Source organism: Modestobacter roseus (assembly GCF_007994135.1).
In the GTDB taxonomy this organism is placed as follows: domain Bacteria; phylum Actinomycetota; class Actinomycetes; order Mycobacteriales; family Geodermatophilaceae; genus Modestobacter; species Modestobacter roseus.
This window is the reverse complement of sequence record NZ_VLKF01000001.1, coordinates 260,911-282,910: the sequence shown is the minus strand read 5'-3', so window position 1 is coordinate 282,910 and position 22,000 is coordinate 260,911. Positions and strand designations below refer to the sequence as shown.

The following is a 22,000-nucleotide window of genomic DNA, read 5'->3' as shown; positions in this document are numbered from 1 at the left end:
GTGCGCCGAGCCTGTTGGTCAGCTACCGCAGGCCGGCAGGTGGGAACCTCGCCCCGTGGACCGACCGACGCCCGCCCGCCTCACCTCCCGCGACCTGACGCCGCGTCAGCAGGACGCCCTGTTGAGCCAGACGGTCGTGCTCGCGGGCACGCTGTCCGACCTGGTCGTGGCGCTGGTTCGCCTCGCGCGCGGCTCCCGCGGCAGCCAACTGGGACCGACGCTCGTCACCCTGGTCCTGGCCGCGGGCGCGCCCCCGCTCGCCCGTTGGGCGATGCGGGTGCGGGGCCGGCGGGGCCGGGCAGTGCTCGTCGCTCTTTTGGTCGCGGTCCCCACGCTCCCCGCTGCGGCCGGCGGCACGCGCGGCACGGTGGTAGGCAGTGGCAACCCGCTCTGGCAGCTGGCCGTCTCCGCTGGCACGAGGGTGGTCGGCGGCGGCGTCCTGGTGCTGCCGAGCGCGCTCGCGGCGGGGCGGCGCCGGCGCGCCAGGGTCAGTCGAGGGTGACGACGACCTTGCCGCGGACGTGCCCGCCGGCCACCAGCTCCTGGGCATCGGCGGTCTGCTCCAGCGGGAAGGCCTTGGCGATCGCCACCCGCAGCTGACCGGCGTCGGCCATCCGGCCGAGCTCCTCGAGGTCGTGCCGCTCGGGGCGGACGAAGACGTAGCGACCGCCGAGCTCGCGCACGACCGGGTCGACGACGCTGGCGATCCGCCGCGGGTCGCGCACCTGGTCGGGGGCGTCGCCCAGCGCCGGCCCGCCGATCAGGTCGAGGACGGCGTCGACCGGCTCGGACAGCTGCCCGGAGATCGGGCCGGCGGCGTAGTCCAGCACCTCGGCGGCGCCGGCGTCCCGCAGGAAGCCGTGGTTGCGCGGGCTGGCGGTGCCGATGACGTGCGCGCCGAGCGCGGCGGCGATCTGCACGGCGAAGAAGCCCACGCCGCCGGCGGCCCGGTGCACCAGCACCCGGTCGCCCTCGCCGACGTCCAGCGCCTCGGTCAGCGCCTGGTAGGCGGTCAGCCCGGCCAGCGGCAGTGCGGCGGCCTCGGTGAACCCCAGCGAGTCGGGCTTGTGCGCGATGCACCGCTGCGGGGCGGGCACGAGCTCGGCCGTCGTCCCCCACTGGACGTCGTCCCGTCGCAGGTACCCGAACACCTCGTCACCGGGGGCGAAGTCGACCACCGCCGGGCCGACCTGCTCGACGACGCCGGACAGGTCCCAGCCGGGCACGATCGGGAAGTGGTGCGGGAAGAAACCGGCCAGGCCCCCCTGCCGGATGCCCATGTCCACCGGGTTGACCCCGGCCGCGCGGGCGCGGACCAGGACCGTGTCCGGCCCCACCGGCGGCTCGGGCAGGTCGTCGCGCAACTGCAGGACGTCGACGTCCCCGAACCGGTCGTAGGCGATGCCGCGCACGGAGTCAGCGCCGTCCCTTCACGTAGCGCCCGAAGGCGCGTTCCATCTCCCGGCGCGAGTCGCGCTCGGCGAGGTCCTGACGCTTGTCGTAGGCCTTCTTGCCCTTCGCCAGGGCGAGGGTGGCCTTGACCTTGCCGTCCTTGAAGTACAGGTCCAGCGGGACGAGCGAGAGCCCGCCCTCCTTGGTCTTGCCGATCAGCTTCTCGATCTCGGCGCGGTGCATGAGGATCTTCCGCTTGCGCCGCGGGGCGTGGTTGGTCCACGTGCCCTCGGTGTACTCGGGGATGTGGACGTGCTGCAGCCACACCTCGCCCTGGTCGACCGTGGCGAAACCGTCCGCCAGCGAGGCACGACCGGCGCGCAGGCTCTTCACCTCGGTGCCGGTGAGCACCAGGCCCACCTCGTAGGTGTCGAGGATCGAGTAGTCGTGCCGCGCCTTCTTGTTCTGGGCGATGAGCTTGCGCCCTTGTTCACGCGGCATGCCGACCAGTCTACGAAGCGGCGGCAACCGGGGACTCCTCGCCGCGAGGTCTGCGGTCTCGTGGTCTCCCGGGCCGGGAGACCACGAGACCGCAGACCTCACCGCACCTGTGGACGACGGGAGCGGACCAGGCCGCCAAACCGTCACCCTCTGCCGGTGCCCCGCCGCCGTCGTCCGTCCGAGCTGCCGGGGCCGAGCACCCGGGCCGGCGCCCTCGCCCGTGGCGTGAGCGACTGGCGGCTGCGGCACCCCGACGTCGTCCGGCTGTCGCGGGACACGTACCTCCCCCGCGGGGACGACGCCGACCTGCGCTCCCGGCTGCCGGCGGTCCTGCTGACCGCGCCGGCCGGTGCCGTGGTCAGCCACCACACCGCTGCCGCGATGTGGCGGGTGGAGATCCCGCTGGCCGCCGCGTCGTCCGTGGCCCACCTGACGGTGCCTCCCCGCTCGAAGGCGAGGAACCGGGCCGACCGGCACCTGCACCGGACACCCCTGTCACCCGAGGACGTCGAACGGCGCTGGGGCATGCCCGTGACCTCCCCCGCCCGCACCTGGCGCGACCTCGCGGCCGAGCTGGCGCCCGCGGCTCTGCTCGCGGTGACCGACCAGCTGCTCGACGTCCTCTGCCGGCCGGCCGAGCTGGAGGAGGCGCTGCGCCGGCGGCCCACCGGACACGGTGCGGCCCGGGCTCGGCGGGTGCTGGCGGTGGCCGACCCCCGGGTCGACTCACCGATGGAGTCGGGGACCCGGTGGCTGCTGCACGAGGCAGGGCTGCCCCGCCCGACGCTGCAGTACCGCCTTCGCCGGCCCGCGTGCAGGGGCCCGCGGCGAGCATGCGAGGCGTGGGGAGCAGGCGGGTCCTTCAGGGCAACGTGCACCGGGAGCGCGACGTCTTCGTCGACGACCTGCGGCGGCAGAACCGGCTGGTCCTGGCGGGCTGGGTCGTGCTGCGCTTCACCTCCGCCGACGTCCTGGGTCGGCCGCACGAGGTGGTGACCGCCGTCCGCCGTGCCCTTGCGCGGTGACTTCTGCAACGTCGTGGCTTCCCGGGCCGGGAAGCCACGACGTCGCAGATCGTGCGAGCGTGCGGCTACAGCCGGACGTAGAGCCGCAGGGTGACGTAGGCGGCGATGGCGGCCAGGCCAACGCCGGCCGCGGCGATGATCGGTGAGATCGCGGCGATCGCCGACCAGTCGACCGGTGGGATGATCCCGGCTTTGATCGGCCCGGCCAGCGTCTTGTCGACGAACAGGATCTTCGTGAGCACCAGGCCGCCGATCGCCAGCCCCGCGCCGATCAGGCCGGCCAGCGCCGCCTCGAGGATGAACGGGAGCTGGGTGTACCAGCGCGAGGCGCCGACCAGCCGCATGATGTTGGTCTCGTTGCGCCGGTTGAACGCGGCCAGCTGGATGGTGTTGGAGATCAGCAGCAGCGCCGCGAGCGCCTGGACCACCGCCACCGCGATGGTGGCGTTCCGCGCTCCGTTGAGCAGGCTGAACAGCCGGTCGAGGAAGTCGCCCTCGTCGCGGACGTCCTCCACGCCGTTCTGCCCGACCGGGAACTGCTCGGCGATGACCTCGTACCGCTCGGGGTTGACCAGCTCGACCCGGAAGCTCTCCGGGAGCGCGTCCTCCGGGGTGTTGGCGATCAGCGCCGGCTGCTCCTGGAACTGCTGGGTGAAGCGCTCGTAGGCCTCGGCCTTGGACTCGTAGAGGTAGCTGGCCACCTCCGGCGAGCCCTCGAGGGTGGCGGCGATCGAGTCGCGCTGCTCCTCGGTGACGTCGTCGGTGAGGTAGATCGAGACCTGCACCTTGTCGTAGTAGATCTCGCGCATGTCGCTGATCATGTTGGCGATCAGCAGGCCGGTGCCCATGAGCCCGAGCGAGATGCCCGTGGTCAGGATCATGGCCACCGTCATGGTGAGGTTCCGGCGCAGCCCGGCGGCCACCTCGGAGAGGACGAAGTTGACGCGCATCAGTTCCCTGTCGTGTCGTTCAGCTGCACGGCGGGCTCGGCGGCCCGCATCTCAGCGGCCGGCATCTCAGCGGCCGACGCCGTAGACGCCACGAGACTGGTCGCGGGAGAGGATCCCGTCGTTCAGCTCGATCACGCGCCGCCGCATGGAGTCGACGATGTGGTAGTCGTGCGTGGCCATGACCACGGTCGTGCCGGTGCGGTTGATCCGCTCCAGCAGCAGCATGATGTCCTGGCTGGTCTCCGGGTCCAGGTTGCCCGTCGGCTCGTCGGCCAGCAGCACCAGCGGCCGGTTCACGAACGCGCGGGCGATCGCCACCCGCTGCTGCTCGCCACCGGAGAGCTCGTTGGGCAGCCGGTTCTCCTTGCCGTCCAGGCCGACCATCTCCAGCACCTCGGGCACGACCCGCTTGATGGTGCGCTGCGGCTTGTTGATCACCTCGAGGGCGAACGCGACGTTCTCGGCGACCGTCTTGTTGCGCAGCAGCCGGAAGTCCTGGAAGACGCAGCCCATGGTGCGGCGGAGCTTGGGCACCTGCCACTTGCTCATGGTGCTGAGGTTCTTGTCGTTGACCTTGATGACGCCCTTGGTCGGGCTGTCCTCCTTCAGCAGCAGCCGGAGGAACGTGGACTTGCCCGAACCCGAGGAGCCGATGAGGAAGACGAACTCGCCCTTGTCGATCTGCATCGAGACGTCATCCAGAGCCGGCCGGGGACTGGTCGGGTAGATCTTGGTGACGTGTTGCAATTCGATCACGAGGCGCCACGGTACCTGCCGCGGGCCCCGGCACGATCCCCCCGCGCGGCGCGCCTCGAAGCTGTGCGAGCGCCGCGCGGGTCAGGACCTCAGGAGACCTCGGCGTCCTGCTGCCGCCGCCAGCGGATGCCGGCCTCGATGAAGGAGTCGAGGTCGCCGTCCAGGACGCTGGACGGGTTGCCGCTCTCCACCTCGGTCCGCAGGTCCTTGACCATCTGGTACGGGTGCAGCACGTAGGAGCGCATCTGGTTGCCCCAGCTGCTCCCCTCCCCCTTGAGCGCGTCCATCTCGGCCCGCTGCTCCTGCTGCCGGACGACGAGCAGCCGGGCCTGCAGCACGCGCAGCGCCGCGGCGCGGTTCTGGATCTGGGACTTCTCGTTCTGGCAGGAGACGACGATGCCGGTCGGGATGTGCGTCATCCGGACGGCGGAGTCGGTGGTGTTGACGCTCTGCCCACCCGGACCGGAGGAGCGGAAGACGTCGACCCGGATCTCGTTCTCGGGGATGTCGACGTGGTCGGTCTGCTCGACGACCGGCAGCACCTCGACGCCGGCGAAGGAGGTCTGCCGGCGGCCCTGGTTGTCGAAGGGCGAGATGCGCACCAGCCGGTGGGTGCCCTGCTCGACCGAGAGGGTGCCGTAGGCGTAGGGCTGCTTGACCGCGAAGGTGGCCGACTTGATGCCGGCCTCCTCGGCGTAGGAGACGTCGTAGACCTCGGTCGGGTACTTGTGCCGCTCGGCCCAGCGCAGGTACATGCGCAGCAGCATCTCGGCGAAGTCGGCGGCGTCGACGCCCCCGGCCTCGGAGCGAATGGTGACCAGCGCCTCGCGGGCGTCGTACTCGCCCGAGAGCAGCGTGCGCACCTCCAGCTCCTCGATGGCGGTGCGGATGCCGGTCAGCTCGCGCTCGGCCTCGGCGGTGACGGCGGGGTCGTCCTCCTCGGCGGCCATCTCGTGCAGCACCGCGACGTCGTCCAGCCGGCTGCGGAGGTCCTCGACCCGGCGCAGGTCGCCCTGCAGGTAGGAGAGCTTGGAGGTCAGCGCCTGCGCGGCCTCGACGTCGTTCCAGAGGTCCGGGGCGGCGGCCTGTTCCTCCAGTTCGGCGATCTCCTGCCGGAGGTCGTCGACGCGCAGGACGGCCTCGATCGACGCGAGGGTCGTGTTCAGTTCGTCCAGGACGACGGAGAAGTCAGCGGCCACGTCGATCCAGGGTAGTGCGCCCGGGCCCCGGGTACCTGCACGAGGCATGAGCGAGCCCCGCGACGACCGGCGCACCCCCGACGACCTCACCGAGTACGAGCGCGACGACTTCCCGCACGGCATCCCCGAGTCCCAGCCCCGGGCGGTGGAGGGTGGCGCGGGTGAAGCGCGCAGCGCGCTGACCCTGCGGCTGGTGCTGGCCGCCTTCGGGCTGGTGCTGTGCGCCGTGCTCGCCGTCCTGGCGTTCGCCTCCGACGTCCCGGTGTTCATCCCCGTCGTGCTGTGCGTGCTGGCGGTGGTCGCACTGGTCGACCTGGGCGTGGTGGCGCGGCGGAAGGCGCGCGGCGAGCCCGGCTGAGCCCGGCGGTCAGCCCGGCGGGTGCTCGGCGGTCCGGGCCGACGCCCGCCGGTGCAGCCACGCGGTGAGCTCGTCGGCGGGCATCGGCCGCCCGATGTGGAAGCCCTGCGCGTGGGTGCAGCCCAGCTCGGTGACCAGCGCGAGCTGGTCGGCGGTCTCCACGCCCTCGGCGAGGCTGCGCATCCCGCAGGCCGCGGCGAGGCCGACGACGGCGGCGATGGCCGCGGCCGACTCGCTGCGGCGGACCCGGGTGCCGGCGATCAGGCTGCGGTCGAGCTTGAGCAGCCCGGCCGGGATGGAGACCAGCTGGCTGAGCGAGGAGAAGCCGCTGCCGAAGTCGTCGATGGAGACCTCGACGCCGGCCACCCGCAGCTGCGCGAACTGCGCCGCGGCGCGCAGCGGGTCCTCGGCGACGCTGGTCTCGGTGAGCTCCAGCAGCAGCCGTTCCGGCGGCAGCCCGGCGGCGGTCAGCGCGTCGTCGACGTCGGCGACGAGCGTGCCGGTGGCGAAGTGGGCGGCGCTGATGTTGACGCCGACGACCAGCGGCAGGCCGAGCGCGTCCCAGGCGACGGCCTGGCGGGTGGCCTCGGCCAGCACCCACTGGGTGAGCCGCACCACCACGCCGTTCTGCTCGGCGGCCGGGATGAAGTCCGCCGGCATGAGCAGGCCCCGCTCGGGGTGCTGCCAGCGGACCAGCGCCTCGACGCCCTTGACCTCGCCGCTGGCCAGGTGCAGCACCGGCTGGTAGTGCAGCACCAGCTGCCCGGCGTCGATGGCGTCCCGCAGCTCCCCGGCGACCAGCACCTTCTGCCGGACCGCCGAGCGCAGCTCCGGGGTGAAGACCCGGACCCGGTCGCGTCCGCCGGCCTTGGCCGCGTACATGGCCAGGTCGGCGTCGCGGACCAGGTCGGTGGAGCGCACCTCGCCGTCGGCGGCGGTGGCGATCCCGATGCTCACGCTCAGCCCGGTGATCCGCTCCCCTGCCAGCTGGAAGGGCTCGTCGAAGGTGCGGCGGAAACGTTCGGCGAGGGTCAGCGCGCCCTCGACGTCGCAGTCCCGGCACAGCACGACGAACTCGTCGCCGCCCAGCCGGCCGACGGTGTCCTCGGACCGGGTGCGCGCGGTCAGCCGGGCGGACAGCTGCCGCAGCAGGTGGTCGCCGACCTCGTGGCCGAGGGTGTCGTTGACGTCCTTGAACCCGTCGACGTCGAGGAAGAGCACGGTGACCGGCCCGTGGTCGGGCCGGGCGAGCTCGGCGGTGATGAGCTCGTGCAGGTGGGCCCGGTTGGGCAGCTCGGTGAGGTGGTCGTGCCGGGCCTGCCAGGCGGAGTCGCGCTCGGCCCGGACGCGGGAGGTGACGTCGGTGTGGGTGACCACCACGCGGCCGGCCTGGTCGGCCCGCGCGGCCTGCAGGTGGTACCAGCGCACCCCGGCCGGGGTCGGCAGGGCGTAGTCGGCGGCGACGGTCTCCCGCCGACCCTCCATCAGGGCGTGCAGCTCGGCGATCCGCTGCCGGTTCCGGGCGTCGTCGCCGAGGCCCAGGATCAGGCGGAAGTAGTTGCCGCCGACGCCGACCCGCAGCTCCTCGACGCCGAGCACGTCGGCGACCTCGGTCCAGCCGGAGTTCGCCAGCAGGATGGTGCCGTCGGTGTCGATGAGGACGGTGGGCGAGGGCAGGGCGTCGAGGACGCCGGCGAGCAGGCCGGCCTCCAGCTGGTCGCCGTGCCGGCCTGCGTGCACGTCGGCGGGGAGGAGGGAGACCCTGGTCGCTGGGGGCACGTGCACCTCCGGGCTGAGGGTCGTCGGGCGCCGCGGATCCGGACCCGGTGTCACCGACACCATCGGCGGCACCGTTCCGAGCATGAGGCACGCCGCGCCGAAACGCCCGGAAAGAGTGAGGGACGACGCGCCCGGGCGGCGGTGCCGCGTGTAGCCGGTTCCCGGCCCCGGGTAGGGGCTGGCGCATGAGTGGATCGACGACGATCGAGCTCGGCGGCGAGGAGTACCTGGTGCACCGCGAGGGCGAGGTGCTCCGGCTGGGTCGCCAGCTGCGCGGGGACACCGTGTGGCTGGACGACGTGGCCGCGAGCCTGCTGCCCGGGCCGGCCCGGGAGGCGCTGGACCGCGGCGAGCACACCGACCCGGCGCCGCAGACGGCGCTGCTGGGCGTGGTGCGCGCGGAGGTCGACCGCGGCGGCTGAACCCGGCGGTGGATTGCGGTTCCCTTGCGGAACGCTGGAGGCGTCCGTGCGGCCGGCCTCGCAGGGTCGGGGCATGGACCTCGCCACCGCCCGCGCCCTGCTCGCCGAACTCGAACTGCACGAGGTCGAGGACCTCGACGACGCGTGGTTCGAGGCGGAGCTGGCCGAGCTGCTGCCCACCGCCTGAGCCCCTCCCCGCGCAGACACCTGCGCACCCCACCGAGGACCACCGGCGTTCCTCGTCCTGGAGGCACCACGATGACCGTGCTGTACCGCTGCGACCAGTGCGGGGCCCAGTCTCCCGCAGAGTCCGCCGTGGGGTGGGTGGAGGTGCGCGCGCTGGGTGGTCGTCCGCTGGTCGAACCGGAGCCCACCCAGCTGTGCCGGCTCTGCTGGGCGCACGTGACCGCCGCACCACCGCGGCCGTGCCCGGACCCCGCAGCGCCCCAGCTCAGCGAGCACAGCCAGAACCGCGACCTGGGCCAGTGACCGGCAGCGGGCCCGGTCCGGGGCCGCGGCCCGGGTGACTCAGGGCCGGTAGCCGTCCCCGCCACCCAGCGCCGTCAGCGCGATCATCGCCGCGAACACCAGCAGCGCCACCACCAGCACGCCCACGACGAGGACCCACCCGCGGTCCTCCAGCCCCGACCTCCCGGCCGGGGGCTGCGGGGCCGGCGGCTGCTCGGCCGGCTGCTCCACCGTGTCGGGACGCTGCCCGGTGTCGACGCTCATGACCACTCCCTCTGCGAGGCGGGCGCCGGACGGCGCCCGCCTCCCATGCTCGGGACGGCGCGACCACCGGGGCAGGGCCGACGGTCCCGCGCGCCGGGCCGGAGGACCCTGCGCGGCGGTCAGGTGGCCCGGGCGAGCGTCTCCGCCGGGCCGGTGCGCAGCGCCAGCCGGGTCGGCACCTCGATCGCGGCGAACGCGACCCCGACGACGACGGCCACGGTCGCCGGCAGCAACCACCAGGGCCCGGCCGGCCAGGGGTGGCCGAGGAAGCCGATCCCGAGCAGCGCCAGCGGGACGGCGGCGACGAGCGTGCCCGCCGCGATCGCGGCGGCCGACACCAGCCCGGCCTCCCGGCGCATCATCGACCGCACCTGCGCCGGGGTGGTGCCGGTCAACCGGAGCGCGGCCAGCTCGTCGCCGCGCTGGGAGGTGGCCGCGACCAGCGAGTTGGCGATGCCCAGCAGCACGTAGCCCAGCAGCACCCCGAGGACGGCGATGTTGAGCCACACCTCGGGCGCCACCCCCCGCTCGGCCCCGGCCGCCGCGTCGGCCACCACCACGCCGGGGCGGTCGCCGGCCAGCGCCGCGAGCCGGTCCGCGGTCGCCGGGCTGCCGTCGGTGCGCACCAGCACCTGGTCGGCGAGGTCGGTGGTGCGGTGCCCGGCGACGAGGTCGGCCGACACCGCCACCCCACCGAACCCGAGGGCCCGCTCGTAGACGGCGACCACCCGGGCGTCGACGTCGGTGCCGTCGCCCAGCGTGAGCGGCAGGTCCTCCCCCACGTCGGCGACCCCGCGGGCGACGGCCACGGTCGGGCCGCGCAGGTCGGCCAGGTCGCCGTCGCGCACGTCCAGGTCGAGCACCCCGGCAGCGTCCGGGGTGAGCACGAGCGCCGGCTCGGGCTCGACGGTCACGTCACCGAACAGCCGGGTGCCGAGCAGGACGGTGGTGGTGCTCACCGGCGCCGATGCGTCCACCCCGGGCACCGCCGCGACCGAGTCGGCGAGGCCCGCGGGCACCCCGCCCAGGGCCGGTGCGGCGACGGCGGTGTCGGCCCGCGTGCCGGCCTCGGCCTCCCGCGCGGCGGCCCCGCTGACCGTGGTCTGGGAGAAGGCGTAGGTCAGCGTGAAGACCACCGCCATCGCCAGCGTGGTGATCGCCCCGGCCGAGCGCAGCGCGTAGCCGTGCAGGTTCGCCACCGCGAGCCAGCTGGGCGCCGACGTGCCCGCGGGCAGCGCCCGGACGACCCGGCCGCTGACCGCGCGCAGCAGCGCCGGCCCGGCCATCGCCAGCCCGATGGCGGCGACGATGCCGGCCAGCGAGGTGCCGGCCGCGCCGAGCACCGTGCGGTCCAGCAGCGGGGCCACCGCGAGCGGGACGGCGGCGGCGAGCAGCGCCAGCCCGGCCACGGTGCGGCCGCGCGAGGGCGTCCTCGGCCCGGTGCGGGACTCCCCGAGCGCGGTGGTCACCGGCTCCCGGGAGACCCGCCAGGCGGCCGAGCGGGCCGCGACCTGGACGACGGCGAGCACCAGCAGCACTGCCGCCAGGGCGGGCAGCGGGGAGAAGGTCAGCGGCAGCTCGGCCGGCAGCATGCCCAGGTGCACCAGCAGCCGGCGGAGCTGGCCGGCCACCAGGTACCCCAGCGCCAGCCCGGGGACGGCGGCGACCGCGCCGACCAGGGACGCCTGCGTGGCGACCAGCCGGCGCACCTGGCGCGGGGTGGTGCCGACCGCGCGCAGCAGCGCCAGCTCGCGGCGCTGGCCGGCGATGCTCACGCTGAGCGCCCCCGCGACGATGAAGCCGACCACCAGCAGCGGCACCCCGGCCAGTGAGCCGGCCAGCACCACGAGCAGCGAACGACCGGCGGCCGCCTCGGGCTGCAGCAGTTCCCCGCGGGCGTCGCCGGTGGCCACCTCGACGTCGGACCCCACGAGCCGGCGGGCGGCCGCAGCCACGTCGTCGGCGGTGCCGGGCTCGACCCGCAGGCCGATCAGGTCGACGGTGCCGGCTCGCGGCCCCTCGTCGCGCAGCGTCGCGGCGGCGTCGTCCGGGAGCAGGATGCCGGCGCCCTCGGGGCGCACCACGGCGGTGACCCGGACGTCCGTCGGCGGGCCGCCGTCGACCACGACCCGAGCCCGGTCGCCGGGGGCGACGCCGGCGGCGGTGGCCAGGTCGGCGCCGAGCGCGACCTCACCGGGTCCGTCGGGCGCGGTGCCGGTCACCTCCGCACCGGGCAGCAGGTCCACGGACGACCAGCCGTGCCCGCCCTGCGCCGGGTCGGCGGCACCGACGACGGCGTCGTCGCCGGTGAGCAGCGCGGCGGGGAAGCTGACGTCGGTGGCGACGGCGGTGACCCCGGGCAGGTCGGCGAGCCGGCCGGCCAGGTCGGCGGGGAGCGGCGCGCGCTCGGGGAGCGCGATCGGCAGGTCCTCGGGCGGCCGCACGGTCTGGTCGGCGGAGACGAGGACGTCGGCGCCGGCGAGCCGGCCGGCGGGCAGCTCCGACCGCAGTCCGGACTCCATCAGCACGCCGGTGCCGGTGACGATCGCCGCCGCCCCGAGCACCGCGCAGAAGACCGCGACGAGTGCGGCGAGCCGGCGGCGGGCCATCGCGGTGGCGAGTCCGAGCACGGCTCAGCCCTCCCCGAGCGCGACCAGGCGCGCGGCCAGGGCCGACGCGGTCGGCCAGTCCAGGGTGTCGACGATCCGGCCGTCGGCCATGACCACGGTGCGGTCGGCCTCGGCGGCGGCCGCCGGGTCGTGGGTGACCATCACGACGGTCTGCTGCAGCTCGTCGACCAGCTCGCGCAGCAGCCCGAGCACGCCCGCGGCGCTGGCCCGGTCGAGCGCGCCGGTGGGCTCGTCGGCGAAGACGACGGCGGGCCGGGCGACCAGGGCGCGGGCGATGGCGGCCCGCTGCTGCTGCCCACCGGACAGCTCGGCCGGCCGGCGGTCCAGGTGCTGTCCGAGGCCGACCCGGTCGAGCAGGTGCTGCACCCAGTCGCGGTCCAGCGGGGCGCCGGCCAGCCGCAGCGGGAGGGTGACGTTGTCGGCGACGGTGAGCGCCGGCAGCAGGTTGTAGGACTGGAAGACGAAGCCGATCCGGTCGCGGCGCAGCTCGGTGCGGCGCGCCTCGTCCAGCCGGCCGATCTCCTGCCCGGCCAGCAGCACCTCGCCGCTGGTGGGGGTGTCCAGGCCCGCTGCGCAGTGCAGCAGGGTGCTCTTGCCCGAGCCGGAGGGGCCCATGACGGCGAGGAAGGTGCCGCGCCGCACGGTGAGGGAGACGTCGTCGAGGGCGCGGACGCCGCCGGGGTGCAGCTTGCTCACCGAGCGCAGCACCACGGCCGGCTCGGACTGCTCCGCGCGGCGCGCGCCGGGCGCGGTCAGGGGGGCGCTCATCGCCGGCGGAGGTGGTCGACGACGAGCGCGGCGACGCAGGCCGCGGTGACCAGGCCGAAGGCGATGTTCAGCGCCAGCGGCAGCACGCCGAGCGAGGCCAGGCTGTTGCCGGCCACGCTGAGCGCGAGCAGCACCCACAGCAGGGTGCGCAGCGGGCGGGCCACGGACGCGGACGTCGTAGGGGTCTGCGGGGCGCCGTCGAGGCGGTAGGGATCGGGCACGGTGTCCTCCTGGGGGTGCGGTGTCCCCGTCGAGGTTCGTCCGGCCCGGACCGCTTTCCGATCCCCTCACCTGGCCTTTTCGAGGTAGTGCCTGCTGTACTCCTGGCCGCGTGCGCGTGACGCCGGGCTCCCGCCGCCCTAGCGTCTGGGCCGTGCCGCGCCCCGTCTCCTCCGCCCGCTGGGGCGGCGTCCGCCCGGTGCTGGGCGCGCTGGAGCAGCTCGGTGGCGGCCTGGGGACCGCGCTGCTGGCGTTCTGCCTGCTGCTCTGGCTGGTCGTGGTGGCCGTGCTGTCGCTGGTCGGGGTGGGGCTGCTGCTGGCACCGGCGGCGCTGCGCGGCGTGCGCTGGCTGGCCGACCGGGAACGCGCGCGGCTGAGCCGGTGGGGTCCCGACGTGCTCGGCCCCGGCCCGGCGCCGGACTCCTGGCGGGCCGCGCTGGGCGACGCCGCCACCCGGCGGGAGCTGGCGTGGGTGGCCGGGCACGGCACGGTCGGCCTGGTCTACGACCTGGCGGGCATCGCGCTGCCGGTCTACGCGGTGCGGGACCTCACCTACCCGCTGTACTGGCGGGCGCTGGCCCCGGAGACCTTCGGCTCGCCCTGGTGGTGGTCGGTGTCCGACTGGACCGGCGCGGTGGCGGTGTCGCTGCTGGGCCTGGGCTTCGCGGCGCTGACCGTGGGGCTGACGCCGCTGATGGCGCGGTCCCAGCGGCGGGGGGTGGGCCGGCTGCTCGGCCCCCCACCGGGCACCGACCTGTCGCTGCGGGTGGCCGAGCTGACCGCCACCCGGGCCGCAGCGCTGGACGCGCACGTGGCGGAGCTGCGGCGGATCGAACGGTCGCTGCACGACGGCACGCAGAACCGGCTGGTCGCGGTCACCGTGCTGCTGGGCGCGGCGCGGCGGTCGATGGACCGGGACCCGGCCGCGGCCGGCGAGCTGATGGGGCGCGCCCAGGACGCCGCCGAGCAGGCGCTGGCCGAGCTGCGGTCGGTGGCGCGGGGCATCCTGCCGCCGGTGCTGGTCGACCGCGGGCTGGCCGGGGCGCTCACCGGGCTGGCGGCGTCCAGCCCGGTGCCGTGCACGGTCGACGTCGACGTCCCGGGTCGCTGCCCGGCGTCGGTGGAGGCGACCGCGTGGTTCGTGGTGGCCGAGGCGCTGACCAACGTGGCCCGGCACAGCGGCGCCTCGTCGGTGCGGGTGACCGCGCGGCGGTACGGGGACCGGCTCTCGGTGACCGTCACCGACGACGGCCACGGCGGAGCGGTCGAGGGTGGCGGCTCGGGGCTGGCCGGGGTGCGCCGGCGGGTGGAGGCGCACGACGGCGTCCTCACCCTGGACAGCCCGCCGGGCGGGCCGACGACGCTGGAGGTGGAGCTGCCGTGCGGATCGTGATCGCCGAGGACGACGCGCTGCTGCGGGAGGGGCTGGCGCTGCTGCTGCGCGCGGAGGGCCTGGACGTGGTGGCCACCGCGGGTGAGCCGGACGGGTTCCTGGCCGCGGTCGACGAGCACCGGCCCGACGTCGCGATCGTCGACGTCCGGATGCCGCCCACGCACACCGACGAGGGGGTGCGGGCCGCGGTCGAGGCGCGGCACCGGCAGCCGGAGCTGGCGGTGCTGGTGCTGTCGGCGTACGTGGAGCAGGCGTTCGCCACCGAGCTGCTGGCCGGCGGCGCGCGGCGGCTGGGCTACCTGCTGAAGGAGCGGGTGGGCCGGGTGGAGGAGTTCCTGGGGGCGCTGCACCGGGTGGCCGACGGCGGGACGGCGATCGACCCGGAGGTGGTGGCCCAGCTGCTCACCCGTTCCCGGCCGGACGCGGGGCTGGACCGGCTCAGCGCCCGCGAGCGGGAGGTGCTGGCGCTGATGGCCGAGGGGCTGGGCAACACGGCGATCGCCGGGCGGCTGGTCGTCACCGACGGGGCCGTGCACAAGCACATCCGCAGCATCTTCGCCAAGCTCGACCTGCCGCCGACCGATGCGACCGACCGCCGGGTCAGTGCGGTGCTGCGCTACCTGGACGCCGTGCGCCGCTGACCGGTCACGAGGTGAACGGCGTGCTGCCGCCGGCCAGCAGGGTGAGCGCGATCATCAGCCCGAAGGCGGCGAAGATGGCCACCACGACGGTCACCGGCACCAGCCAGCTGTGCCTCTGGAACAGTCCGCGCGTCCGCGGTGCGTTCGACTCGCCGGCCTCCGCGGGAGAGACATCGGCGGGCTCACCCTCGGCGGCACTGATCTTCTCGACGCTGGTGCGGCGGTCGGTGTCGTTCTGGTTGACCAGCGGGTGGCTGCTGCGCGTGGAGACGCGGGTGGAGCGGGTCATGAGGAGACCTCCCGGGAGGCGGTGACGGACCGTGCCCTCGGCTCGGGCTGCCGACGCCCTACCCCCGCCGCGACCGGCTGACCCTCACGGTTCGGTGCGCCGTTCTCCCGGCACGTGTGCGGATGTGACGGAGCATCGCGCGATCACAGCCGAACCGACGTCTGATCGTCATGTTCGTCCGGCAGGCTCACCGCCATGACGGCGAGCCTCTCCCTGACCGGCACCTCCCTCACCGCCACGCGCCTCGTCGGCAGCCATGTCGCCTCCACGGCGCACGACCCGCGCAGCAGCAGCGCGATCACCCACGCCGTTGCCCGGCCCGTGGTCGACGGCCTCGACCAGTCGGTCTGCGGCGTGCTCGTGTCCGCCGTCGCCGACCAGGACTGGCTGGCCTTCGCCGGCACCGACCGCTGCCCGGAGTGCAGCCGCATCGCCGGCTGACCGGCGCCCGCTGCCCCGGCCCGCGAGTCCCCGGCGCATCCCGGGGACGGCGGCCGCGCTCGTCCACACTGGGCCGCGTGACCCAGCTCCTCCGCTCGCGCTCCGCCCGCACCTCGACCCCACGCCGCGCCGCCGCGGCCCTCGCCCTCGCCTGTCTCGCCGGCTCGACCCAGGTGGTCCTCGCCGGGGAGGCGGGGGCGGGAACCCGCACCACGGCCTCGACCGTGCAGTACGCGCCGACCGACCGGGTGATCGCCAACCCGTCCCGCGGCTTCTACCACCACACCGAGACCCACTACCGGGCCGACGGCTCCGGCTACACGCCGCTGGACGCCGCCACCCTGCGCGGCTACCGGGCCGAGGGCATCACCCAGGTGCTGCGGGTCTTCTACCTGGAGAAGTACGCGGCCGACCCCACGCTGGACCCGGCGTGGCTGGCCCTGGTCGACGCCGACCTGGACACCGCCCGGGAGGCCGGCGTCTCGGTGGTCGTCCGGTTCGCCTACGCCCAGGGCGGCGCCTGGCCGTACGCGCCCTCCTACGGTGACGCCCCGCTGGACACCGTCCTGGCCCACATCGACCAGCTCACCCCGGTGCTGCGGGCCAACAGCGACGTCATCGCCACCGTGCAGGCGGGCTTCATCGGGCTGTGGGGCGAGTGGTACTACACCGACCACTTCGCCGCCGACCCGGCGAACCCGGTCGTGCTGACCGACGCCGACTGGGCGAACCGGGCCGCGGTCGTGCACGCCCTGCTCGACGCGCTGCCGGTGGACGTGCCGGTCCAGGTGCGCACCATGGCGATCAAGCAGCACGTGCTCGGGGTGCCCACCGGCACCGCCGGGGCGCTGACCGCGGAGCAGGCCTTCGACGGGTCCGACGTCGCCCGGGTCGGGCACCACAACGACTGCTTCCTGGCCAGCCCCGACGACTACGGCACCTTCCTGTCCTATCCGCTGGCCCTGGACCAGGACTACCTGGCCCAGGAGACGCAGTTCGTGCCGATGGGCGGGGAGACCTGCACGGTGAACGCGCCGCGCTCGGGGTGGGCCAGCGCCTCGGCGGAGATGGCCCGGTACCACTACAGCTACCTCAACCGGGACTACCACCAGGACGTGCTCGACTCCTGGGGCGCCGAGGGCCTGGCGGAGACCGCCCGGCGGCTGGGCTACCGGTTCGTGCTGGAGCAGAGCACGGTCCGGACGCCGCGCCGGGCCGTCCCCACGGTGACGGTCGCCGTCCGCAACGAGGGCTGGGCGGCACCGTACGAGCAGCGGCCGGCGCGCCTGGTCCTTCAGGGCGACGCGGGCACCTGGGCGGTGCCGTTCGTGGACTCCGTGGGCGCCGGCGGCGCCGCGGCGGCGTCCGGGCCGGCCGACGCGCGGCACTGGGCGCCGGGCACCACCACCACGATCAGCGCGACCCCGTGCGGCGTCCCGGCCGGGACCTACGCCGCCCACCTGGAGCTGCCGTCGGCCGAGGCGTCGCTGCGCGGGAACCCGGACTGGTCGATCCGGACGGCGAACGAGGGCACCTGGGAGGCCGGCACCGGCTGGAACGACCTCGGCCAGACCATCGCGGTGGCCGGCAGCCAGCCGGCGGGCTGCACCCCCGCCGTCCGGCTGGACGGCTGACCTCTCGCCGGCCGGGGGTGCGGACGCCCCCCGGCCGGCGTCCCGCCGCCGTTGTGCGCTGGTCGTCGGTTCTCTCGAGGCGAACCGACGACGAGTGCACAACGGTGGGGTCAGCCGTCGACGTAGCGGTCGCGTTCGACGACGAACTGGCCGGTGGCGGTGTTGGCGTCGATGAACTCCGGCAGCAGCGGCACCCGCACGGTCACCGTCACGCACACGCTGAACTCCTCCCCCGGCACCATCGCCGGCGTGTACGACCCCGCCGCGTCACAGCCCGAGCCCGCCGGGGCGTAGGCCAGCACCACGTCGGTCGCCGCCACCGACTGGTCCTCCACCGCGACGGCGACTGCGGCCTCCGCCCGCGCCTGCCTGGTTGCCAGGTCCGGCGCCGTCGCCAGCGCCCGCCCCGCCTCCCGCGCCGCCGCGTTCGCCGCGAACACCCCTCGCTGCACCGCCGAGAACCCGGCGATCACGTAGATCAGCGGCAGGAACACCACCAGCGCCACGAACACGAACTCCACGATCGCCGACCCGCGCTCGCCGTCGCCGCCCTGCCCCAGCCGAACCCGCAGCCACCTCACCGGGCCTCCTCCACCGCACGGCCGGTCACCGTGATCGGCAGCAGGTTCCCCAGCCCACCGATCAGCGAGGGCACCGCCCCCGAGCAGCGCACCACGACCAGCGTCAGCCCGGACTCGTCGGTCTCCTCCGACGACGAGCACGCCAGCCCCGCCGCCGTCCCCTCCGACGTCGCCCGGGCGACCACCTCCACCGCCCGCGCCGCACCGACGTCGGCCGGTACGTCGGCGTTCGCCGCGTACCGGGCGCCCTCCGCCGCGCTGGCCACCACGACGTTGCGCAGGTGCACGTAGACCGCCACCTGCAGCACCGCGAGCAACAGCGCCAGGATCAGCACCCCGACCAGCACGAAGTCGACGACGGCGCTCCCCCGCTCGCCGTCGTCGTCCGGCCCGCTACTGGACGGTCGTGACCGAGGACAGCGCATTGCTCACCGCGGTGACGATCGCCGTCCGGAACGGGATCAGGATCGCCAGCACCAGCGCCGCGGTCATCACGGTGATCATCACCCAGCCGGGCACGTCGCCCCGCTCGGGATCCCCGTCGTCCAGCCGTGCCGCCAGGGCGGTGAGTGTCGCGGTCAGGTACGCGTAGGCGCGCATCCGTCGTCCTTCCTCTTGGTCACCGGCGTCACTGCGCCAGCGAGACGATGCTGATCAGGCCCGGGTACAGGGCGAACAGGACGGTGACCGGCAGCACCAGGAAGACGACCGGCACCATCATGGCGATCTCCTTGCGACCGCCGGCCTCCAGCAGCCGGCGCTTGCCGGCCTCCCGGACGTCGGCGGCCTGCGCGCGCAGCACCTCGGCGAGCGGGGTGCCGCGCTCGATGGCGACGACGACGCCGTCGACGAACCGCGCCAGCGTCTCCAGCGACGTGCGGTCGGCGAGCTCCTGCAGCGCCTCGACCAGCGGCGTGCCGGCCCGGGCCCGGCCCAGCGCGGCACCCAGCTCACGGGCCAGCTCCCCACCGGACAGGCGGGTGACCCGGGCGATCGCCGCGACCGGGCTCTCCCCCGCGGTCACCGCCAGCGCCAGCAGCTCGGCCACCACGGGAAACTCGGCGAGCAATAGCTCCTCGCGACGCTGCACCTGCTGGGTCAGCCACCAGTCGCGGCCCAGCACCCCGCCGACCAGACCGGCCACGCACAGCAGCACAGCGGAGAGCACGTTCACCGAACCGGCCAGCGCCGAGCCGACCAGGGTCAGCAGCGCGCCGCCGAGCAGGCCGAGCCCACCCCACACGACCTGCTCGACCCGGAAGTCCTCCACCGTGGTCTCGGTGCCGAGCGCGTCCAGCCGCCGGCGGACCGCACCGCGGCCACCGAGCAGCCGGTCGACGTGCCGGGCACCGTCGACCAGCACCGGGGCGAACACCCGCCGGGCGGCGGTGAGCATGCCCGGCTGCGTGACCGTGCCCAGCAGCCGGGACGGCGCCGGGGTGTCGTGCACGTAGGGCGCGAGCCGGTCGACCAGCCGCACCTGCCGGAACGGCGGGGAGAACGACACCGCGAGCAGCACCCCGCAGCCGGCGGCCAGCCCGAGCAGCATCCCCAGCACACCGGCCGTCATTGCAGCACCCGGACGTCCTCGGGCAACCGCCCGATCCGCTTCATCAGCCGGTAGGCCACGACGCACACCGCGCCACCGACCAGCAGCAGCACCATCCCGGTCGGGGTGTCGTAGGCGGTGAGCGTCTGCTGCTGGGTGGCGAGCAGGAGCAGCACCGCCCAGGGGGCGGCCACCGCGAGCCGGGCCGCCTGCACCACCCAGCCCTGCCGGGTCTCCAGCTCCGCGCGGGCGCGGGCGTCCTCGCGGAGGAACGCCGCCAGCGTGCGCAGCACCCGCCCCAGGTCGCTGCCGCCGACCTCGCGCGCCACCCGCAGGGTCTCCACGATCCGGTCGCCGACCGGGTCGGCGAGGTCGGCCTTGAGCCGGTCGAGCGCATCGGCGAACCGCCCGCTGGAACGGTGGTCGGCGGCGAACCGGGCGAAGTGCGGACGCAACACCTCCGGTCCCCGGACGGCCAGCGCCCCCAGCGCCTCGGGCAGCGACAGGCCGGCCCGCACCGCGGACGCCAGGTTGTCGACCACCTCGGGCCACACCTCGCGCAGGTCGGCGCGGCGTTTGGCGGCCAGCCGGCGCACCAGCAGGTGCGGCACCGCGGCGCCGAAGACGCCGAAGACCGCGCTGATGCTCACCGTCGCCGTGGTCAGCAGCACCAGCAGCGCAGTGACCAGCCCGAGCCCCACCTGCAGCCCCACCAACTGGGCACCGTTGATGCCGGTCAGCCCGGCGGCGGCCAGCAGCTGCCGCCGCCGTCCTGAGCCACCCCGACCCGGACGGCGCTGCGGTGCGCGCGGCCCGGAGCGCCAGATCAGCAGCAGGCCGACGCCGAGCGCCAGCCCGATCAGCCCACCGGGGACGGTCACGCCTCCCCCAGCAGGGCGGCCAGGTCGAAGCCCGCGGCGGCGAAGCGCTCGGCGTGCGGCGGGTAGCCGTCGGCGCGCACCAGCCGGCCCTCGCGGGAGGTGAAGACGTCAGCGGTCTCCACCACGCTGCCCTCGGCCCGGCCGGGCAGCGCGACGATCTCCCGCACCCGGCGCTGGCCGGACGGGTCGGTGCCGACGTGCACCACCAGGTCGACGCTGGAGGCGACGGTCGGGACGACGAACGCGTGGCCGATGTTCTCCCCGGCCAGCAGCGGCAGCGTGCACATCTTGACCACGGCCTCGCGGGCGCTGTTGGCGTGCAGCGTGCACATGCCCGGCAGCCCGGAGTTGAGCGCGATGAGCAGGTCCAGGCACTCCTCCTGTCGCACCTCGCCGACCACCAGCCGGGAGGGCCGCATCCGCAGCGCCTCCTTCACCAGCCGGCGCAGCGGGATCTCCCCGGCGCCCTCGAGGTTGGCCTGCCGGGTCTGCATCGCCACCACGTCGGGCAGCGGGATGCGCAGCTCGAAGACCTCCTCGCAGGTCACCACCCGCTCCCGCGCCGGGATCGCCGCGCACAGGCAGTTCAGCAGCGTCGTCTTCCCGGCCTGGGTGCCGCCGGCGACGAGGATGTTCAGCCCGGCCGCAACCGAGGCCTCCAGGAAGCGGGCGGCCTGGGGGGTGATCGTGCCGAGCGCGACCAGCTCGTCGAGACTGTGCGCCTGCAGCACGAACTTGCGGATGTTCACCGCCATGTGCCGGCGGGTGACGTCGGGGATCACCACGTGCAGCCGCGACCCGTCGGGCAGCATCGCGTCGACGAACGGCGTCGACATGTCGATCCGCCGGCCCGAGGTGCGCAGCATCCGCTCGACCAGGTCGGCCAGCTCCCCGGCGCGCAGCACCGTGGTGGTCAGCTCCGAGCGGCCCCGGCGGGCGACGAACACCCGGCCCGGCTCGTTGACCCAGATCTCCTCGACCTCCGGGTCGTCGAGGAACCGCTGCAGCGGCCCGTAGCCGGCGACCCGGTCGAGCACGTCGCGGACGACGGACTCCGGGTCACCGATCGGCGGCAGCGCCGAGGACAGCGACCGCTCGGAGTAGTCGGTGACGACGTCGCGCACCAGCACCCGGACCGGTGCCGGGTCGGCGAACGGATCGAGGCCGCGCCGGCGGATCAGCTCACGCACCTCGCCGTCGACGACGTCGACCGCCGAACCCAGAACCGGCACGATCCCCCCGTCGAACAGCCCAGATGCCATCAGAGTGCAGCGACTGTAAGGGGAGATCGCGTTCCGGCGGGACGCCGCTGTGGACAACGCGTGACCAGTTCACCCGGACGATCACCCGTTCAGGCGACCGCGATGGCACCGCTCCGGCCTCGCGGGCGGCCACTGGTTACAGCGACCGCATCCAGACGTCAGCCGGCCGGTACGCCATCGACGGTCGGCCCGCCGTCCACGGTCAGCGGCAGGCCGGCCCGGTCGACCAGCACGTGCACCTCCGTCGGGTCCACTGCACCGTCGACCGCCGCGGCCAGCTCGCGGTAGGCGGCGAGCTGGCCCTGCACCTCCCGGGCGGTCGACCCGTCCCCGGCGAGCACGGCCCGCTGCGCGGCCCGGCCCAGCAGCTCGACCCGGACGGCGAGCGGGGCGAGCGCAGCCCGCTGGGCCACCGCGAGTTCGGCCGCGCCCTGGTTGCGGTCCAGCTGCCCGCCGGCCGGTGCGGCGGTGGAGCCGCACCCGGCCAGCGCGACGGTGGCGGCGGCGAACACGAGAGCGGTGCGGAGCGAGGGAGTGCGCATGGTGCCTTCCGATGTCGAGTGACCCCAGCGGCCAGGACCGGCCAGTGCCCGGATGA

The 22,000-nt window shown here is 74.9% G+C and carries 27 protein-coding genes; 9 read left to right on the top strand and 18 right to left on the bottom strand.

The features are described 5' to 3' along the window. Positions 1–55: 55 nt before the first annotated feature. On the top strand, positions 56–502 hold the full coding sequence (locus JD78_RS01430; RefSeq protein WP_153356768.1) for a hypothetical protein: 447 nt from the start codon (positions 56–58) through the stop codon (positions 500–502). Here JD78_RS01430 and JD78_RS01425 read toward each other — a convergent pair. Beyond that, a complete protein-coding gene (locus tag JD78_RS01425; RefSeq protein WP_153356765.1) occupies positions 489–1,412 on the bottom strand; it encodes an NADP-dependent oxidoreductase in 924 nt (307 codons plus the stop codon). The two genes, JD78_RS01430 and JD78_RS01425, sit on opposite strands and share 14 nt — an antisense overlap. Positions 1,413–1,416: 4 nt before the next feature. Continuing rightward, positions 1,417–1,893, bottom strand: a complete 477-nt coding sequence (smpB, locus tag JD78_RS01420; RefSeq protein WP_153356763.1) for an SsrA-binding protein SmpB — start codon at positions 1,891–1,893, stop codon at positions 1,417–1,419. An 842-nt stretch (positions 1,894–2,735) separates the two neighbouring features. Here smpB and JD78_RS01415 point away from each other — a divergent pair. Beyond that, positions 2,736–2,918, top strand: coding sequence for a DUF559 domain-containing protein (locus JD78_RS01415; protein ID WP_166520898.1), 183 nt, complete (start codon positions 2,736–2,738; stop codon positions 2,916–2,918). Between the two features lie 65 nt (positions 2,919–2,983). Here the strand turns inward: JD78_RS01415 and ftsX are convergent, their stop codons facing one another. From ftsX to prfB, 3 genes are all read right to left on the bottom strand, one after another. Beyond that, entirely contained in the window at positions 2,984–3,868 is an 885-nt protein-coding gene (ftsX, locus tag JD78_RS01410) for a permease-like cell division protein FtsX (RefSeq protein WP_153356756.1), read from the bottom strand. A gap of 66 nt (positions 3,869–3,934) precedes the next feature. Beyond that, on the bottom strand, positions 3,935–4,624 hold the full coding sequence (gene ftsE / locus JD78_RS01405; protein ID WP_153356753.1) for a cell division ATP-binding protein FtsE: 690 nt from the start codon (positions 4,622–4,624) through the stop codon (positions 3,935–3,937). A gap of 89 nt (positions 4,625–4,713) precedes the next feature. Next, complete coding sequence (prfB, locus tag JD78_RS01400) at positions 4,714–5,823, bottom strand: peptide chain release factor 2 (protein WP_153356750.1); 1,110 nt, start codon at positions 5,821–5,823, stop codon at positions 4,714–4,716. Positions 5,824–5,869: 46 nt separating this feature from the next. Between prfB and JD78_RS01395 the strand changes: the two genes are divergently transcribed. After that, a complete protein-coding gene (locus tag JD78_RS01395; RefSeq protein WP_208103945.1) occupies positions 5,870–6,181 on the top strand; it encodes a DUF6343 family protein in 312 nt (103 codons plus the stop codon). A 9-nt stretch (positions 6,182–6,190) separates the two neighbouring features. Here the strand turns inward: JD78_RS01395 and JD78_RS01390 are convergent, their stop codons facing one another. Beyond that, positions 6,191–7,960, bottom strand: coding sequence for a putative bifunctional diguanylate cyclase/phosphodiesterase (locus tag JD78_RS01390; protein WP_228394908.1), 1,770 nt, complete (start codon positions 7,958–7,960; stop codon positions 6,191–6,193). Between the two features lie 185 nt (positions 7,961–8,145). On the opposite strand from JD78_RS01390, the gene JD78_RS01385 reads away from it, so the two are divergent. Beyond that, a complete protein-coding gene (locus JD78_RS01385; RefSeq protein ID WP_153356747.1) occupies positions 8,146–8,382 on the top strand; it encodes a hypothetical protein in 237 nt (78 codons plus the stop codon). A 258-nt stretch (positions 8,383–8,640) separates the two neighbouring features. Beyond that, positions 8,641–8,871, top strand: a complete 231-nt coding sequence (locus JD78_RS01380; RefSeq protein WP_153356743.1) for a hypothetical protein — start codon at positions 8,641–8,643, stop codon at positions 8,869–8,871. A gap of 39 nt (positions 8,872–8,910) precedes the next feature. Here the strand turns inward: JD78_RS01380 and JD78_RS01375 are convergent, their stop codons facing one another. The 4 genes from JD78_RS01375 to JD78_RS01360 all read right to left on the bottom strand — a co-directional run bounded on the left by JD78_RS01375 (position 8,911) and on the right by JD78_RS01360 (position 12,733). After that, positions 8,911–9,114 (bottom strand): hypothetical protein, encoded by a 204-nt coding sequence (locus JD78_RS01375; protein ID WP_153356740.1) that lies wholly within the window; start codon positions 9,112–9,114, stop codon positions 8,911–8,913. 119 nt (positions 9,115–9,233) lie between these two features. After that, positions 9,234–11,744: an ABC transporter permease gene (locus tag JD78_RS01370; RefSeq protein ID WP_208103944.1), complete on the bottom strand. Its 2,511-nt coding sequence runs from the start codon at positions 11,742–11,744 to the stop codon at positions 9,234–9,236. Positions 11,745–11,747: 3 nt separating this feature from the next. Next, entirely contained in the window at positions 11,748–12,512 is a 765-nt protein-coding gene (locus JD78_RS01365; protein ID WP_153356736.1) for an ABC transporter ATP-binding protein, read from the bottom strand. Further along, on the bottom strand, positions 12,509–12,733 hold the full coding sequence (locus tag JD78_RS01360) for a hypothetical protein (protein ID WP_153356733.1): 225 nt from the start codon (positions 12,731–12,733) through the stop codon (positions 12,509–12,511). The genes JD78_RS01365 and JD78_RS01360 overlap by 4 nt, the downstream gene beginning before the upstream one ends. A gap of 152 nt (positions 12,734–12,885) precedes the next feature. Between JD78_RS01360 and JD78_RS01355 the strand changes: the two genes are divergently transcribed. Then, a complete protein-coding gene (locus tag JD78_RS01355) occupies positions 12,886–14,124 on the top strand; it encodes a sensor histidine kinase (RefSeq protein ID WP_153356730.1) in 1,239 nt (412 codons plus the stop codon). Further along, positions 14,112–14,765, top strand: coding sequence for a response regulator transcription factor (locus JD78_RS01350; protein ID WP_153356727.1), 654 nt, complete (start codon positions 14,112–14,114; stop codon positions 14,763–14,765). Before JD78_RS01355 ends, JD78_RS01350 begins: the two co-directional genes overlap by 13 nt. 4 nt (positions 14,766–14,769) lie before the next feature. Here JD78_RS01350 and JD78_RS01345 read toward each other — a convergent pair whose 3' ends face one another. Beyond that, entirely contained in the window at positions 14,770–15,054 is a 285-nt protein-coding gene (locus JD78_RS01345; RefSeq protein WP_153356724.1) for a hypothetical protein, read from the bottom strand. Positions 15,055–15,249: 195 nt separating this feature from the next. Here JD78_RS01345 and JD78_RS21640 point away from each other — a divergent pair, with 195 nt between their 5' ends. Next, positions 15,250–15,495, top strand: coding sequence for a hypothetical protein (locus tag JD78_RS21640; RefSeq protein ID WP_208103943.1), 246 nt, complete (start codon positions 15,250–15,252; stop codon positions 15,493–15,495). Between the two features lie 77 nt (positions 15,496–15,572). Then, the gene (locus JD78_RS01340) at positions 15,573–17,129 is read left to right on the top strand and encodes a DUF4832 domain-containing protein (RefSeq protein ID WP_208103942.1); all 1,557 of its coding nucleotides are present in this window, start codon (positions 15,573–15,575) and stop codon (positions 17,127–17,129) included. A gap of 110 nt (positions 17,130–17,239) precedes the next feature. Here the strand turns inward: JD78_RS01340 and JD78_RS01335 are convergent, their stop codons facing one another. The 7 genes from JD78_RS01335 to JD78_RS01305 form a co-directional block, all read right to left on the bottom strand. Beyond that, positions 17,240–17,710 (bottom strand): hypothetical protein, encoded by a 471-nt coding sequence (locus JD78_RS01335; RefSeq protein WP_228394906.1) that lies wholly within the window; start codon positions 17,708–17,710, stop codon positions 17,240–17,242. Then, a complete protein-coding gene (locus JD78_RS01330; RefSeq protein WP_153356718.1) occupies positions 17,707–18,135 on the bottom strand; it encodes a TadE/TadG family type IV pilus assembly protein in 429 nt (142 codons plus the stop codon). The genes JD78_RS01335 and JD78_RS01330 overlap by 4 nt, the downstream gene beginning before the upstream one ends. Continuing rightward, entirely contained in the window at positions 18,104–18,310 is a 207-nt protein-coding gene (locus JD78_RS01325) for a hypothetical protein (RefSeq protein ID WP_153356716.1), read from the bottom strand. Before JD78_RS01325 ends, JD78_RS01330 begins: the two co-directional genes overlap by 32 nt. 28 nt (positions 18,311–18,338) lie before the next feature. Then, entirely contained in the window at positions 18,339–19,280 is a 942-nt protein-coding gene (locus JD78_RS01320) for a type II secretion system F family protein (RefSeq protein ID WP_153356713.1), read from the bottom strand. Then, positions 19,277–20,140, bottom strand: a complete 864-nt coding sequence (locus tag JD78_RS01315) for a type II secretion system F family protein (RefSeq protein WP_166520897.1) — start codon at positions 20,138–20,140, stop codon at positions 19,277–19,279. The genes JD78_RS01320 and JD78_RS01315 overlap by 4 nt, the downstream gene beginning before the upstream one ends. Next, a complete protein-coding gene (locus JD78_RS01310) occupies positions 20,137–21,402 on the bottom strand; it encodes a TadA family conjugal transfer-associated ATPase (RefSeq protein WP_166520896.1) in 1,266 nt (421 codons plus the stop codon). Before JD78_RS01310 ends, JD78_RS01315 begins: the two co-directional genes overlap by 4 nt. A gap of 158 nt (positions 21,403–21,560) precedes the next feature. After that, the gene (locus JD78_RS01305) at positions 21,561–21,944 is read right to left on the bottom strand and encodes a hypothetical protein (RefSeq protein ID WP_153356711.1); all 384 of its coding nucleotides are present in this window, start codon (positions 21,942–21,944) and stop codon (positions 21,561–21,563) included. Between the last annotated feature and the right edge of the window lie 56 nt (positions 21,945–22,000).

Coding starts and splice junctions, on each gene's coding strand:
- ftsX (WP_153356756.1), bottom strand. CDS start 3,868: ATGCGCGTCAACTTCGTCCTCTCCGAGGTGGCCGCCGGGCTGCGCCGG.
- JD78_RS01365 (WP_153356736.1), bottom strand. CDS start 12,512: ATGAGCGCCCCCCTGACCGCGCCCGGCGCGCGCCGCGCGGAGCAGTCC.
- smpB (WP_153356763.1), bottom strand. CDS start 1,893: ATGCCGCGTGAACAAGGGCGCAAGCTCATCGCCCAGAACAAGAAGGCG.
- JD78_RS21640 (WP_208103943.1), top strand. CDS start 15,250: ATGACGGCGAGCCTCTCCCTGACCGGCACCTCCCTCACCGCCACGCGC.
- JD78_RS01395 (WP_208103945.1), top strand. CDS start 5,870: ATGAGCGAGCCCCGCGACGACCGGCGCACCCCCGACGACCTCACCGAG.
- JD78_RS01310 (WP_166520896.1), bottom strand. CDS start 21,402: ATGGCATCTGGGCTGTTCGACGGGGGGATCGTGCCGGTTCTGGGTTCG.
- JD78_RS01320 (WP_153356713.1), bottom strand. CDS start 19,280: ATGACGGCCGGTGTGCTGGGGATGCTGCTCGGGCTGGCCGCCGGCTGC.
- JD78_RS01345 (WP_153356724.1), bottom strand. CDS start 15,054: ATGACCCGCTCCACCCGCGTCTCCACGCGCAGCAGCCACCCGCTGGTC.
- JD78_RS01375 (WP_153356740.1), bottom strand. CDS start 9,114: ATGAGCGTCGACACCGGGCAGCGTCCCGACACGGTGGAGCAGCCGGCC.
- JD78_RS01305 (WP_153356711.1), bottom strand. CDS start 21,944: ATGCGCACTCCCTCGCTCCGCACCGCTCTCGTGTTCGCCGCCGCCACC.
- JD78_RS01325 (WP_153356716.1), bottom strand. CDS start 18,310: ATGCGCGCCTACGCGTACCTGACCGCGACACTCACCGCCCTGGCGGCA.
- JD78_RS01330 (WP_153356718.1), bottom strand. CDS start 18,135: ATGCGCTGTCCTCGGTCACGACCGTCCAGTAGCGGGCCGGACGACGAC.
- JD78_RS01385 (WP_153356747.1), top strand. CDS start 8,146: ATGAGTGGATCGACGACGATCGAGCTCGGCGGCGAGGAGTACCTGGTG.
- JD78_RS01380 (WP_153356743.1), top strand. CDS start 8,641: ATGACCGTGCTGTACCGCTGCGACCAGTGCGGGGCCCAGTCTCCCGCA.